The organism is Bradyrhizobium sp. Y36 (assembly GCF_002531575.1).
GTDB lineage: Bacteria > Pseudomonadota > Alphaproteobacteria > Rhizobiales > Xanthobacteraceae > Bradyrhizobium.
In genome coordinates this window covers 86,500-99,850 of sequence record NZ_NWTI01000019.1, presented here as the reverse complement: position 1 = coordinate 99,850, position 13,351 = coordinate 86,500, and the positions used below count along the sequence as shown (strand labels likewise).

The following is a 13,351-nucleotide window of genomic DNA, read 5'->3' as shown; positions in this document are numbered from 1 at the left end:
GAAACGATAGGAGCGAGCTGCGGTCGATCGTATGAGCCTGTTCACACGTCAGTGCGATATTCAGCGGAAGACATCACCGGTATCGGATCGCACGCTGCCGGGTCGCTTGTGCGCCGAGGCGGAGCATGTTAGCGATTGGCTTCGGGCCACATACAACCGCCCGATCAGCTCTCGAGCCAAGCGTTGTTTCGCTCCGTTTTGGAGGTGAAACATGTCTTGCGACAGCACCACTGCCTCAATCGATACAGCCGGCGCAACTTACGGCCCTTCTCCAGATCTCAGATGGTTCTGGAGATTGCCGCTCGCTCTCCTGAACGAAATAACGCGGCGCCGCCAATACCACGAGCTACTCGAATTGGACGACCGGTTGCTCGCGGACGTCGGCTTATCGAGAACAACCGTTGCGAGAGCTCGACAGTTTCCGTCCGCCGGTTGGGCGCCGCTGGTTGATGGTTCATTTTACCTCGATCAGGTGCGCCGCATCTCACCCCGCGAGGGCGGCGCGCCCGCCAAGGGTCGCAGATAGCGGCGGCCTGCTCAGCTCTTCGTGCTGGCCGTCTTGTCGAGCGCGGCACGCAGGCCATTCGCCAGCTTGATCGCGTCGTCGTTGGCCCAGAAATGCATGAAGAACAGCCGCGGCTGTTCATCCAGCATGTGGCTGTGCAGCGCCGTCACTTCGATGCCGTGCGTGCGCAGCGCCACGATGACCGGATTCACCTCGTCGCCGGTCAGCACGAAATCACCGGTGATGGCAGCCTTGCCTGCCCCGGTCGGCTGGAAATTGATGGCGATCGCAACGCCCATCGCAGCGACTGGCGTCAGCGGCATGCCGTCTTCGGTGATCGGGTCCCGCCGCTTGACGTTGAACTGGTAGACGCCGCCATTGGCCTGCCCTTTGACGCCGATGATCTCTTCGAGCCTGGCCGTATCGAGATCGATCGGCGGCGCCGGGGTCGCCGGCGCCGCGACCGTCTGCGGCGTCCTGCTTTCGGCAAGCGCGTCATGGATCGCGGAGGCCAGCTTGGCGGGGTCTCCGTGTCCGGCGACGTGCATGTAGAACGTGGCCGGACTCGCCCTTAGCAGATGATTGTGCACGGCGGTGATCGCAAGACCGCTCGCGATCATCTTGGCCATGACGGGATTGATCTCGGTCTCGAGCAGCACGAGATCGCCCATGACCATCGCGCCGCCATGCGCGGGCTTGAACGCGACCCAGCCGCCGAGCGCGAGCGCAGGCTTGATCGTCACCCCGTCCAAGGTCACGGAGAGATCGGTGCGGGCAAAGCCGTAGCGATGGACATCGTCCGCGACGACAGGCTTGCGGCCCAGCGTTTCATCGACCTGCTGCCAGTCGATGCCCTGCGCGTGAGCGCTCGCGAAATAGCACGCGCCGATACCCATCAGCGCCAAGATTGTCTTTCGCATGGATATGCTCCCTTGAGCTCATTTTGCGAGATCGAGGCCTTGTCTCAGTGTCGCTCTTTGACCTGGCCGCTGCTGTCGACGACGAGCGTCACCGCCTTGCCGTTCTTCACCGCCTTGGCCGTGATACCCTCGGCGGTCGCCTTGATGTCGCTGACCTGCGCGTAGCCGGCCGCCTGGATCCTGGCGACGAGTTCTTCCTGCGTGAGGGCGTATGCGCTCGTCGGCCCGGCTGCGATCGCAAGCAATAGAATTGTGCTGAAGATTGTTGATGGCTGCATGATCGTTCTCCTGGTCATGTCCCTGCCCCAGGCGAAGTCGGTCTCGCGATCTTGCCTCTACATCCCGGCTTGGTGCCCGGACGGACGCAGCAACCCGCACGCACCGGTGCGATCGGCGCAGGCGTCGTGCCGAGGCCGGGACAATCCGTCGGATGTATCGGGGGTATATAATGGCATGCTGCGCCCTTGGTGATCAGGACGCGATGCTTGGGCTTGTCGCCTCACGGGGAGATCGCCCGTCCCCGGTCCGCAAATAGAACCCCTAGGCCCGGAGGCTGTCAACCGGCATGTGCCCAGAGCGAGCCTGCCGATCGCCAGCCAGCGCGCAAAGGGTTCACGGCAGGAACAGAGCGCCGACCGCCGTCTTGAAACGCGCGGACGGTCGCATTATTGTTCCTCGCGTGGGGACAAAGCAGACTCCCCGTGAGGCCTCGGTCCAAGCTCTGCGCAGCACGCCATCCGTGGAGCTTGCGCATGACTACCGAACGACAGCCCTCTTCTCGACCTTCCGTGGCCATTCTCTCCCGCGGCGACGCTGCAGCGCGCCAGGACGCCAACCCGCGGAACAGCCGCTTCGTGCACCTCTTCGAAGCCCTCGCCGCACTCGGCATCGAGGCACGCCCCGCGATCTACGATGAAAGTTTCGCTGAGGAGGTGCGGCATCAGTTGCTCGCGGCGGACGGGGTGCTGGTCTGGGTTAACCCTATTCAAGACGGTCGAAATCGCGCCGATCTCGACGCGCTGCTGCGGGACGTCGCCGCACGCGGCGTGTGGGTCAGCGCTCATCCGGACGTCATTCTCAAGATGGGCACCAAGGAGGTCCTCTATCGTACCCGCTCGATGGGGTGGGGATGCGACACGGCTCTATATCAAACCGCCGCGGCCATGCGCGCCGAGTTGCCGACACGCCTCGCCACCGGGCCGCGGGTGATCAAGCGCAACCGGGGCAACGGCGGTCAGGGCGTCTGGAAAGTCGAGAGGCTGCCGGGCTCCCCGATGATCAAGGTGCTTGACGCGACCAGGGACGGATCCGAGGAACTGGCGCTGGATGATTTTGTCCGCCGTTGCGCCGAGTATTTCGAAAGCGGCAGCGTGATCGATCAGCCGTTCCAGCCTCGCTTGAGCGAAGGTGTGATGCGCTGCTATATGGCAAGTGATCGCTGCGCCGGCTTCGGCCACCACAAAGTCAAAGCCCTGGTCGACTCGCCGACCGCACGTTCCGAGGCCGGACCGCGGCTGTACACGTCCAACGCAGACCCGCGCTTCCAGCGGCTGCGTCGCCTGATGGAAGAGGAGTGGACACCGCAGCTGACCGCGTTGCTAGACATCGCGCGAGGTGACCTGCCGATGATCTGGGACGCCGACTTCATGCTTGGTCCGGTCCTTCCCGACGGGACAGACAGCTATGTACTCGGCGAGATCAATGTCAGCTCGGTGTATCCTTACCCGGACGAGGCGCCGGCGGAGATCGCCGCGCGGGTTGCCGATCGGCTGCAGCGCAAGCTCTGACACATGCTGACGGTCCGCGCACTCAGGCGTTTGCACATCTCTGTCTCATTCGACTTGCAGGACGGCGAATGCGTCGCCCTGCAGGGCCCTTCTGGCGTCGGGAAGACCCTGCTGCTTCGCTCCATCGCTGATCTCGACCCCAACGAGGGAACGGTCACGCTGGACGGAACGCTCAGGGAGGCAATGCCCGCCCCCGCCTGGCGAAAGCGAGTCACTTACCTCGCTGCCGAGCCGGGCTGGTGGTCAGACATCGTGCAGGATCACTTCAGCGGATGGGACGATGCGCTCCCTCTGGTCACAAGATTGGGATTGCCCAGCAGTTGCGGTCCCTGGCCGGTCCAAAGGCTTTCGACCGGAGAGAGCCAACGGTTGGCACTTGTACGGGCGCTGATGCTGCGGTCGCGGGTTCTTCTCCTGGACGAGCCGACGTCGGCACTCGATTCGGCATCGACTGCGGCCGTGGAATCCTTGATCGCCGAACGCATTGCGAATGGAACGAGTGTGGTTTGGAGCACTCACGACAGCGCCCAGGCCAGCCGTGTTGCGTCGAGGATATTCGTGATGAGCGCCGACGGGCGCATCGGGGACAGCCGGCCGTGACTTACATCCAGCTGGCCTACGGTGATCTGGTCCTGCCCGCACTTCTTGTGGTGATGGACGGCGCTCTCTCGCTTGCTCTCCGACTCAGGCTCGAAAGACAACTGGCTATTGCGACCGTGCGGATGGTGGTTCAGCTGGTGCTCGTAGGATACGTGTTGACGTTCCTGTTTGCCGCAGTCTCGCTGCTCTGGACCGCCCTCGCTGCCTGCATCATGGTTCTGTTCGCATCACGAGAGATCATCGCGCGGCAAAAGCGGCGCCTGCCAGGTATGTGGAGCTACGGCTTGGGCGCCGGATGCACGCTGCTCGCGGCCGGTACCGTCACGATTTTCTCGCTTCTGACGGAGCTTCGCCCGGATCCCTGGTATCATCCGCGCTATGCGCTGCCATTGCTGGGCATGATCCTGGGCAACACCATGACAGGAATAAGCCTGGGCCTGGATGCGCTGACCAATGGCCTGGTGCGTGAACGGGCCGCCGTGGAAGCCAGCCTTGCTCTTGGCGGGACGCGATACCAGGCGCTGCTGCCTGCCCTGCGCGATGCGATGCGGAGCGGACTGATGCCGACCATCAACGCGATGGCCGCGATCGGCCTTGTCTCTTTGCCGGGAATGATGACCGGCCAAATCCTGGCAGGCGTCGAACCGATCGACGCCGTCAAATATCAGCTCTTGATCATGTTCTTGATCGCCGGCGGGACCGGATTGGGAACTCTCGCTGCGGTGCTGGGAGGCGCTCGTCTTCTTACCGATCATCGGCATCGACTACGCCTCGATCGTGTTCTCGCTGAAAAGTCCGCTTAGATGCCTGGGTTCGGTCTCTGCATCGGGCTTGTCGCCTACTCGGCGGCTTCTGGCGCATGCATGCCGTACCCTCGTTCGACCAAACATTCCTCGGCAAGCGCCGGCTGCTCGCCATCAGGCAGCCCCCGCCCCTTCACCAGGCCGAAGATCGCGGGGATCACGACCAGCGTCAGCAGCGTCGACGAGATCATGCCGCCGATCATCGGCAGCGCGATGCGCTGCATGATCTCCGATCCCGCACCGGTGCTCCACATGATCGGCAGCAGGCCGGCCATGATGGCGACCACGGTCATCATCTTGGGCCGGACGCGCTCGACCGCGCCCACCATGATGGCGTCGTGGAGGTCGCGTCGGGTGGCGGCGCGGCCCTCGGCGCTGCGCCCTGCCTTCATCTCGGCGAGCGCGTGGTCGAGATAGATCAGCATCACGACACCGGTTTCGGCGGCAACGCCAGCGAGCGCGATGAACCCGACGGCGACCGCGACCGACAGGTTGAAGCCGAACCACCACATCATCCAGATGCCGCCGACCAGCGCGAACGGCAGCGACAGCATCACGATCAGCGTCTCGGTCAGCGCCCTGAAGTTCAGGTACAGCAGCAGGAAGATGATCGTCAGCGTCACGGGCACGACGATCTTCAGGCGGGCGGCGGCGCGCTGCAGATATTCGTACTGGCCACTCCAGACCACATAGGTGCCGGCGGGGAACTGGATGCTCTCCGTCACGGCGCGCTGCGCGTCGGCGACGTAGCTGCCGATGTCGCGATCGCGGATGTCGACATAGATGTAGGTCGCGAGCTGGCCGTTCTCGGTGCGGATCGAGGTCGGCCCGCGAGCCGGCTCGACCTTGGCGACCTCGCCAAGCGGCACGGCGCCGCCCGCCGGCATCGGCACCAGGATATCGCTGGCAATCGCCTTGGGATTGTCGCGGAGGTCACGCGGGTAGCGCATGTTCACCGCGAAGCGCTGCCGTCCCTCCACGGTCGTCGTCACCGTCTGGCCGCCGAGCGCGGCGGCGATGGTGTCCTGCACGTCCTGGATCAGGATGCCGTAGCGCGCGAGCGCCTCGCGGTCCGGCACGATCTCGAGATAATAGCCGCCGATGCCGCGCTCGGCGTAGGCCGACGAGGTGCCCGGAACGCTCTTGATCACCCGCTCGACCTGCCGCGCCAGCCGGTCGATCTCGACGAGGTCGGTGCCCATGACCTTGACGCCGACAGGCGTGCGGATGCCGGTGGAGAGCATGTCGATGCGCGCCTTGATCGGCATGGTCCAGGCGTTGGAGACGCCGGGGAACTGCAGCGCCTTGTCCATCTCCGCGATCAGGCTGTCGATGGTGACGCCGGGACGCCACGCCTCCTTCGGCTTCAGATTGACCACCGTCTCGAACATCTCGGTCGGCGCCGGGTCGGTCGCGGTCGCCGCCCGTCCCGCCTTGCCGTAGACGGAGGCGATTTCGGGGAACGACTTGATGATGCGGTCCTGGGTCTGCATCAGCTCGGCGGCCTTGGTGACGGAGATGCCGGGCAGCGTCGTCGGCATGTAGAGCAGCGTGCCCTCGTTCAGGGTCGGCATGAACTCGGTGCCGAGCCGGCTTGCCGGCCAGATCGTGACCGCGAGCACGGCGAGCGCGGCCAGGATCACCAACGTCCTGGCACGCAGCACGCCCTTGATCACCGGACGGTAGATCCAGATCAGGAAGCGATTGATGACGTTCCGGCTCTCCGGCACGATCCGGCCGCGGACGAAGATCACCATCAGCGCCGGCACGAGCGTCACGGACAGCAAGGCCGCTGCGGCCATCGAAAAGGTCTTGGTGAAGGCGAGCGGGCTGAACAACCGCCCTTCCTGCGATTCCAGCGTGAAGATCGGCATGAACGACACGGTGATGATCAGCAGGCTGAAGAACAGCGCGGGCCCGACTTCGGAGGCGGCCTCGATCAGGATCTGTACCCGCGATGCGCCGGGCTCGGCGCGCTCGAGATGCTTGTGGGCGTTCTCGATCATGACGATGGCGGCATCCACCATGGCGCCGATCGCGATCGCGATGCCCCCGAGGCTCATGATGTTCGAGCCGAGGCCGAGCAGCTTCATGGCGCCGAACGCCATCAGCACGCCAACCGGCAGCATCAGGATCGCGACCAGCGCGCTGCGCACATGCAGCAGGAACACGATGCAGACCAGACCGACGACGATGCTCTCCTCGAACAGCGTGTGCTTGAGCGTGTCGATGGCCGCGTAGATCAGGCTGGAGCGGTCGTAGACCGGCACGATCTCGACCGATTTCGGCAGGCTGCTCGCGATCTCCCCGAAGCGCTTCTTGACGTTCTCGATGACGTCGAGGGCGTTGACGCCGAAACGCTGCAGCACGATGCCGCTGGCGACCTCACCCTCCCCGTTCAGCTCGGCGATGCCCCGGCGTTCGTCCGGCCCGAGCTCGACATGGGCGACGTCGCGGAGCAGCACCGGCGTGCCGTTGCTGGTCTTCAGCACGATGTTGCCGAGATCGTTGATGTTCTTGATGTAGCCCTTGCCGCGGATGACGTATTCGAACTCGGCGAGCTCGACGGTGCGCCCGCCGACGTCGGCGTTGCTGGCACGGATGGCGTCGCGGATCTTCTGCATGCCGATGCCACGATCGCGCATCCGCTGCGGATCGAGCACGACGTTGTACTGCTTGACGAAGCCGCCGATGCTGGCGACCTCGGCGACGCCTTCGGCCTTGGCCAGCGCGAACTTCAGATTCCAGTCCTGGATCGTCCTGGTATCGGCGAGGTTCAGCTCCTTCGACACCACCGCGTACTGGTAGACCCAGCCGACGCCGGTGGCATCGGGCCCGATGGTCGGGCTGACGCCGGCGGGCAGCCGCGACGCCGCGCCGTTCAGGAATTCCAGCACGCGCGAGCGCGCCCAGTAGATGTCGGTGCCGTCCTCGAAGATCACGTAGACAAAGGACACGCCGAAGAAGGAGAAGCCGCGCACCACCTTCGATTTCGGCACGGTGAGCATCGCCGTGGTCAGGGGATAGGTGACCTGGTCCTCGATCACCTGCGGCGCCTGGCCGGGATATTCGGTGTAGACGATGACCTGGGTGTCCGACAGGTCCGGGATCGCATCCAGCGGCAGGTGGACCAGCGCATAGAGGCCGGCAGCGGCCGCAAAGCCGGTGCCGAACAGCACCAGCAGAAGGTTGCGCGCCGACCAGGCGATGACGCGGGCGATCATTTGTGCTCTCCCGTCGCATGGCCCGGTTCGGGAGCCGGAGGCGCCGCCTGGGCAAAGCCCTTGAGCGCGGCCTTCAGATTGCTTTCCGCATCGATCAGGAAAGTGGCGGATGTGACCACGGCCTCGCCGTCCGCAAGCCCGTCGCGCACCTCGATATAGCCGCCGCCGCGCCGGCCGAGCTTCACCTCGCGCGGCTCGAAGCGCCCTTCTCCCTTGTCGACGAGGACGGCCTGGCGCGTGCCGGTGTCGAGCACCGCGCTATCCTGAATCGCCAGCACCGGCGCGGCGTCGGCCGTGTCGATCTCGGCATCGACATACATGTCCGGCAGCAGCGCGGCATCGGGATTGGCGAGCTCGATCCGGACGCGAACCGTCCTGGTGTCGCGGTTCACTTGGGGATAAACGACCGCGATCTTGCCGCTGAAGCTGCGGCCGGGAAAGCTGCGCGCGCGCACCGCCACGGGCTGCCCGACCGCGACGTTGCCGAGATCGCGCTCGGCGACGTCGACCAGGGCCCAGACCTGCGAGATATCCGCGATCCGGAACAGCACGTCGCCGGGATTGGCGCGCATGCCCTCGATCGCGTTGCGCTCGAGCACGATGCCGCCGCGCGGCGCCGACCAATGGATGGTGACGGGCGCGACCCGCGTCCGCTCCATCTCGGCGATCACGGGTTCGGGGACGTCGAGATTGACCAGCCGTTGCCGCGAGCCGCGGCCATAGACTTCGACGCCGCCCACCGTCTTGGAGGTGATCGTCGCGAGATATTCGGCCGCGGCGGAGGCGACGGCCGAACTGTAGATCTCCATCAGCGGCTGACCTGCCGTCACGCGCGTGCCCGTGGTGACGTCGGCAACTTTCTGCACAAAGCTTTCCGCGCGCATCGCGATCACCGAGACGCGGCGCTCGTCGAGCTGGATCGTGCCGGGCGCTTTGACAGTGACGCGGATCGCCCGTCGCCCGACCGGCTCGGATTTCACGCCGGTGCGCTGGATCTTGCCCGGCGACAGCTTCACCGTGCCGTCGTCGGCGTCGTCGCCTTCGTAGACGGGGACGTAATTCATCCCCATCGGGTCCTTCTTCGGCTCCGGCGAGGTATCGGGCAGGCCCATGGGATTGCGGTAGTAGAGGATCTTACGCGATGATTCCGGCTGCGCCGGCTTCGGAGCCACTGCGCTCGCCTGTTCGTCATCGTACACCGGCAAATAGTCGCGCCCGCGGTCGTCCTTCTTCGGAGCCGCGGACCATAGCGGCGCGCCGCTGGGATCGCGGTAGTAGAGCGGCACCCGGTCCGCTGGCGCCGCGGCGGAGGTCACCTCGGCATGAGCGGACCAGCGTCCGTCATTCGAGAACCGGTATGCGCTCAGGGCAAGGCCGCCGCCGAGAGCGAGAATCGTCAGGAGACGCAGCGTCTTCATGGTGTGTCTTCGCGCGCTCGGTGCGCGTCCATATGAATGGGAAAATGAAGTGCGGACGCCGCGGGCGGCGTCCGCACGCTCACTTGGTCGCCGTGACGATCACCTTGCCGGTGACGGTCTCCGCCTCGCCCTGCACCTTCGCCGACAGCGTGACCTGGTAGCGGCCGGCCATAGGCAGGTCCGTCCGGAAGACGTAGACGCCCGGCTCCTGGGACGGCAGCGGCGCCACCGCCGATTCCATCTCGGCCATGCCGTCCGGGGCCATGTCGACGCGGGTCTTGAAGATGACGGCGTCCGCGACCGGCTTGCCGGTCTGCTTGTTGGTCAGGCGAACCGAGAGCGTGACGTCGTCGCCCTTCTTCATCTGCGCCGTGACGGGCTCGAAGGCGTAGTCGCCGGGGCCCGCCATCGCGGCGGAAGCGGCGAGCGAAAGGGTGGCGGCGAGCGCCGCGGTGCTGAATTTGGAAAGCATAGTCCTGTCCTCATGATCTGATCTTTCGCCGTGGCGCATCACACGCGCACGTCAGTCCCCGCGCGCGGGGCATGCCGCACGCGTCTTTCGGGCTTGGCGAGATCAGATTCGAGGAGGTCGGAAGGGAGGACTGCCGCCGCCGATGGTGACGACCTGATCCTCAGGAATGGGAAGGGTGCTCGCCGCTACGGCGACATGGCCGAAGGCGACGGGCCTGATGTCGTCGAGCGCGACCAGCCCGCCGACGCAGCAAAAACCCATCCCGCATTTGTAGCCGCCGGTCTCGGACGGCGTCCCCTTCATGTCGGGGCAACAATCGTCCATCGACATCCCGGCGTCGCCGCCCATCTGCATGGTCGCCTGCATGTCGTCCGGCGACATGGCGAGATGGGAAGCCGACGCGCCAACGGGCAGCATCGCCAAGGAAATGGCGATTGCGAATGCCAGGATGGTACGGACGAACCGCATCAATATCGACTTACCTTCGGACCAGAATGCCTCCCTAGTAACATACTCCGGTGCCGGAGGCATTCGTTGATCCCGGTCAAGCATTCGTGAGCGAGACACGTCTGCGGGCCGCAGCTCAGATCTTCGGGATCTTCGCCCTCTCGACCACGCCGGTCCATTTGGCGATCTCGGTCTGGATCAGCTTCTTCATCTCCTCCGGCGAGCTGCCGCGGACCTCGCCGCCGACGGCCGTCTCCAGCCGCTGCTTGAGCTCGGGGTCGGCGAGCGCATCCAGCGTCGCAGCATTGAGTGCGGCGATGATCGCGGGCGGCGTCCCTTTCGGCGCCAGCAGGCCGGCCCAGGTGCGCACGTCGTAGCCCTTGATCCCGGCCTCCTGCACGGTCGGGACATCGGGGAGCAGCGCGGTGCGCGTCGGCGAGGTCACGGCGAGACCGCGGATCGCGCCGCTCTGGATCTGCGGGGCGAGCAGGACGGGCGTGCCGACGATGACGGGAACGTCGCCGCCGAGCAGCGCAGTGGTGGATTGAGAGTCGCCGCGATACGGCACGTGCACGATCTCGACGCCCGCGGTGGCGTTGAGCAATTCACCTGCGAGGTGATGGGTGCTACCGAAGCCGACCGATCCGAAGCTGAGCGAACCCGGCTTGGCCTTGGCCATCGCGATGAGCTCGCCCAGCGATTTCGCGGGGTAGTCGTTGCGCACGGCGATGACGAGCGCGTAGTAGACCAGCGTCGAGATCATCTCGAAGCTTTCGGCCGGCTGGTAAGCCAGGCTCTTGTAGGTCGCCGCGGAAATCGCATGCGCGCCGGTGACGAGGCCGAGCGTGTAACCGTCGGGAGCCGCCTTGGCGACCGCGTCCGCCGCGATGTTGCCGCCCGCGCCCGGCTTGGCCTCGACGATAACAGGCTGGCCGAGCTTCTTGGAGAGCCCGTCGGCGATGATGCGCGACAGCGTGTCGGCCGCGCCGCCGGCGGCAAAGCCATGCAGCAGGCGGATCGGACGCGACGGGTAGGTATCCGCCGCTGCAGCGCCGGTCACCAGACAACCGCCCAACAGAAAAATGGCCGCAGCAAGCCGCTTCATCCCTCGCATGGATGCTTCTCCCTTTGATCTTATGTCGTTGGCCGCAACGCGCGCGGCGTCTTCAAGTCGTGATCGAAGCCGTTAAAGTGCGAGCATGATCCGTTCGAAAAACCGCTTCACACTTTTCCGGATCATGCTCTAACGCGCGAACTCCGTGCATTCGGGCGACGGCGGCATGCCCCAGACGTCGCGCGGCAGCCCGACCCAGACCTTGGGCCGCTGCGGACGGTCGCGATGCCACGGACGCGGGTCAAAATAGCCGAGCGCCTCGTCGGTCATGCGGTCGAGATCGCAAAACAGCTCAACCAGATGCCCGTCGGGATTGCGGTGATAAATCGCGGTGTTGTGGCCGGGGCCGTGGCGTACCGGGCCCCAGAGCACGGGCAGCTTGTGCCGCGCGAGATGGTCGCAGGCCCGATGCATGTGCTCGGGGCCGCGCAGCTCGAAGGCGAAGTGATGCAGGGCCCGATCGGAGGCGCGGGCAAAATTCAACGTGTGATGCTCGTAGCCGCTGCGCATGAAGACGAAGCGGTCCTCGATCCAGTCGGAGACGCGCAGGCCCGTCACGTTTGCGAAGAAGTCCGACGCGGCCCTGGGATCGGGCGTGCGCAGCGCGACATGGCCGAGCTTGGCGACGGCAAGCGCACCGATCCGCTCCTGCGCAGGCGTCGGCGTCCAGCCCTGGATCAGCTCGAAGCGCGTGCCTTCGGGATCGGTGAACGACAACAGCCTGGCGACGCCCGGCAGCGGATCGCTCCGCAGCTCGGGCCGCAAATCGGCCTGCTTCAGCGCGGCGCCCAGCGTTTCCATCTGGACATCGGGAGATATCTCGAAGGCGATGCTCTTCAGCGCGGCATCGCCGGGCTCGATCACGAGCGAGAGCTGCTCGGAATCGTTGGCGAGGAACAGACGTTGTCCGTCGCGGGCAACGAGGCCGAGACCGATCACGCCGCGATAATAATCGAGCAGCCGCTCCGGATCGGGCGAGGTGAAGGTCGCGTGCCGCAGCCGGGTGAAGCGTGCGATGGGTTGTTGTGTCGTCATCGTGCGGTCCATCCCCTCATGGAATCATGATGATCTTGCCGAGCGCCGAACCCTGCTCCAGCAGCGTATGCGCCTTTCTGACCTCATCGAGCTTCAAGACCGCCGAGATCGCCGGCCTGATGGCATTGCGGCTCAGCGCATCGATCACGTTGCGCATCAGGGCGCGGCGCCCGTCGCGATCATGATCGTAGATGTGGAAGGAGAAGCAGCGGATCGCCGGACAGATGTCGAGATGATCCCGCATCGCCGCCATCAAATTCTCTTCCGGCAATCCGGCAAAGGCATTGTACGACAGCAGCGTGCCCCATTTGCCGAGGGCGCCGAGATAGGCGGTGAATTCCGGCCCGCAGACGTGATCGAGCACGAGGCCGACGCCCTCGCCATCCGTCAGCTCGCGGGCGCGTGCCACCACATCCTCGCTGCGGTAGAAGATGATGTGATCGGCGCCGTTCGCCCTGGCAAACGCGGCCTTCTCCTCGGTCGAGACCGTGCCGATGACGGTCATCCCGGCAAGCTTCGCCAACTGCACCAGCGCGGTGCCGACGCCGCCGGCAGCCCCAATCACGAGCACGCTTCCCGGCGCGCGCGGATGCCGGCACTCGTGCAGCAGCGCGTAGGCGACCTGGTAGTTCGAGAGGCACACCGCGGCTTGCAGATCGACATTGTCCGGCAGCGTGTGCACGGCGTCCGCGGGCGCAACGACATAATCGGCATAGCAACCGCCGCGCTGGGAGAGATCGCGCGCGCTCAGCAGCACCTTCTGGCCGATCGCAAAGCCCTCGACACCGGGCCCGAGTGCGGAAATGCGCCCCGCGACGTCGTTGCCCGGATTGGCCGGCAACGGCGGCATCCATTTGTAGACGCCGCGCCGGATCAGCACGTCGGGCTGCCCGACCCCGAACGCCTCGGCCCGGATCTGCACCTGGCCTGCGCCCGGCGCGGGCACCGGACGCTCGACCACCTCAAGTGCCTCCGGCCCACCCGGCTGACGCACCAGCACCGCCCTCATGCCTCACACTCCCCAGG

General features: G+C 65.6%; 13 protein-coding genes. 4 read left to right on the top strand and 9 right to left on the bottom strand.

Features of this window, described 5'->3' with window-relative positions; translation table 11 throughout:
- Positions 1-211: 211 nt before the first annotated feature.
- Complete coding sequence (locus tag CO669_RS26830; RefSeq protein WP_097662950.1) at positions 212-526, top strand: YjiS-like domain-containing protein; 315 nt, start codon at positions 212-214, stop codon at positions 524-526.
- A gap of 11 nt (positions 527-537) precedes the next feature.
- Here CO669_RS26830 and CO669_RS26825 read toward each other — a convergent pair whose 3' ends face one another.
- Together CO669_RS26825 and CO669_RS26820 are read right to left on the bottom strand one after the other, a co-directional pair.
- Complete coding sequence (locus CO669_RS26825) at positions 538-1,425, bottom strand: DUF1259 domain-containing protein (RefSeq protein ID WP_097662949.1); 888 nt, start codon at positions 1,423-1,425, stop codon at positions 538-540.
- Between the two features lie 44 nt (positions 1,426-1,469).
- On the bottom strand, positions 1,470-1,703 hold the full coding sequence (locus CO669_RS26820; RefSeq protein ID WP_097663024.1) for a hypothetical protein: 234 nt from the start codon (positions 1,701-1,703) through the stop codon (positions 1,470-1,472).
- 474 nt (positions 1,704-2,177) lie between these two features.
- Between CO669_RS26820 and CO669_RS26815 the strand changes: the two genes are divergently transcribed.
- From CO669_RS26815 to CO669_RS26805, 3 genes are read left to right on the top strand one after another with little or no spacing between them, the layout of a single operon-like run.
- The gene (locus CO669_RS26815; RefSeq protein WP_097662948.1) at positions 2,178-3,212 is read left to right on the top strand and encodes a Cj0069 family protein; all 1,035 of its coding nucleotides are present in this window, start codon (positions 2,178-2,180) and stop codon (positions 3,210-3,212) included.
- A 3-nt stretch (positions 3,213-3,215) separates the two neighbouring features.
- The gene (locus CO669_RS26810) at positions 3,216-3,812 is read left to right on the top strand and encodes an ABC transporter ATP-binding protein (protein WP_097662947.1); all 597 of its coding nucleotides are present in this window, start codon (positions 3,216-3,218) and stop codon (positions 3,810-3,812) included.
- Positions 3,809-4,615: an ABC transporter permease gene (locus CO669_RS26805; RefSeq protein WP_097662946.1), complete on the top strand. Its 807-nt coding sequence runs from the start codon at positions 3,809-3,811 to the stop codon at positions 4,613-4,615. The genes CO669_RS26810 and CO669_RS26805 overlap by 4 nt, the downstream gene beginning before the upstream one ends.
- Positions 4,616-4,650: 35 nt before the next feature.
- Here CO669_RS26805 and CO669_RS26800 read toward each other — a convergent pair whose 3' ends face one another.
- From CO669_RS26800 to CO669_RS26770, 7 genes are all read right to left on the bottom strand, one after another.
- Positions 4,651-7,839, bottom strand: coding sequence for an efflux RND transporter permease subunit (locus CO669_RS26800; protein ID WP_097662945.1), 3,189 nt, complete (start codon positions 7,837-7,839; stop codon positions 4,651-4,653).
- Positions 7,836-9,257 carry an efflux RND transporter periplasmic adaptor subunit gene (locus CO669_RS26795; protein ID WP_097662944.1) on the bottom strand — a complete coding sequence of 474 codons (1,422 nt, stop codon included), beginning with the start codon at positions 9,255-9,257 and terminating at the stop codon, positions 7,836-7,838. The genes CO669_RS26800 and CO669_RS26795 overlap by 4 nt, the downstream gene beginning before the upstream one ends.
- Before the next feature lie 79 nt (positions 9,258-9,336).
- On the bottom strand, positions 9,337-9,729 hold the full coding sequence (locus tag CO669_RS26790; RefSeq protein WP_097662943.1) for a FixH family protein: 393 nt from the start codon (positions 9,727-9,729) through the stop codon (positions 9,337-9,339).
- A 102-nt stretch (positions 9,730-9,831) separates the two neighbouring features.
- Positions 9,832-10,197, bottom strand: coding sequence for a hypothetical protein (locus CO669_RS26785; protein WP_097663023.1), 366 nt, complete (start codon positions 10,195-10,197; stop codon positions 9,832-9,834).
- Positions 10,198-10,312: 115 nt separating this feature from the next.
- Positions 10,313-11,290, bottom strand: a complete 978-nt coding sequence (locus CO669_RS26780; protein WP_097662942.1) for a tripartite tricarboxylate transporter substrate binding protein — start codon at positions 11,288-11,290, stop codon at positions 10,313-10,315.
- A gap of 129 nt (positions 11,291-11,419) precedes the next feature.
- The gene (locus tag CO669_RS26775) at positions 11,420-12,325 is read right to left on the bottom strand and encodes a VOC family protein (RefSeq protein ID WP_097663022.1); all 906 of its coding nucleotides are present in this window, start codon (positions 12,323-12,325) and stop codon (positions 11,420-11,422) included.
- 16 nt (positions 12,326-12,341) lie between these two features.
- Positions 12,342-13,334 (bottom strand): zinc-dependent alcohol dehydrogenase family protein, encoded by a 993-nt coding sequence (locus tag CO669_RS26770; RefSeq protein ID WP_097662941.1) that lies wholly within the window; start codon positions 13,332-13,334, stop codon positions 12,342-12,344.
- Between the last annotated feature and the right edge of the window lie 17 nt (positions 13,335-13,351).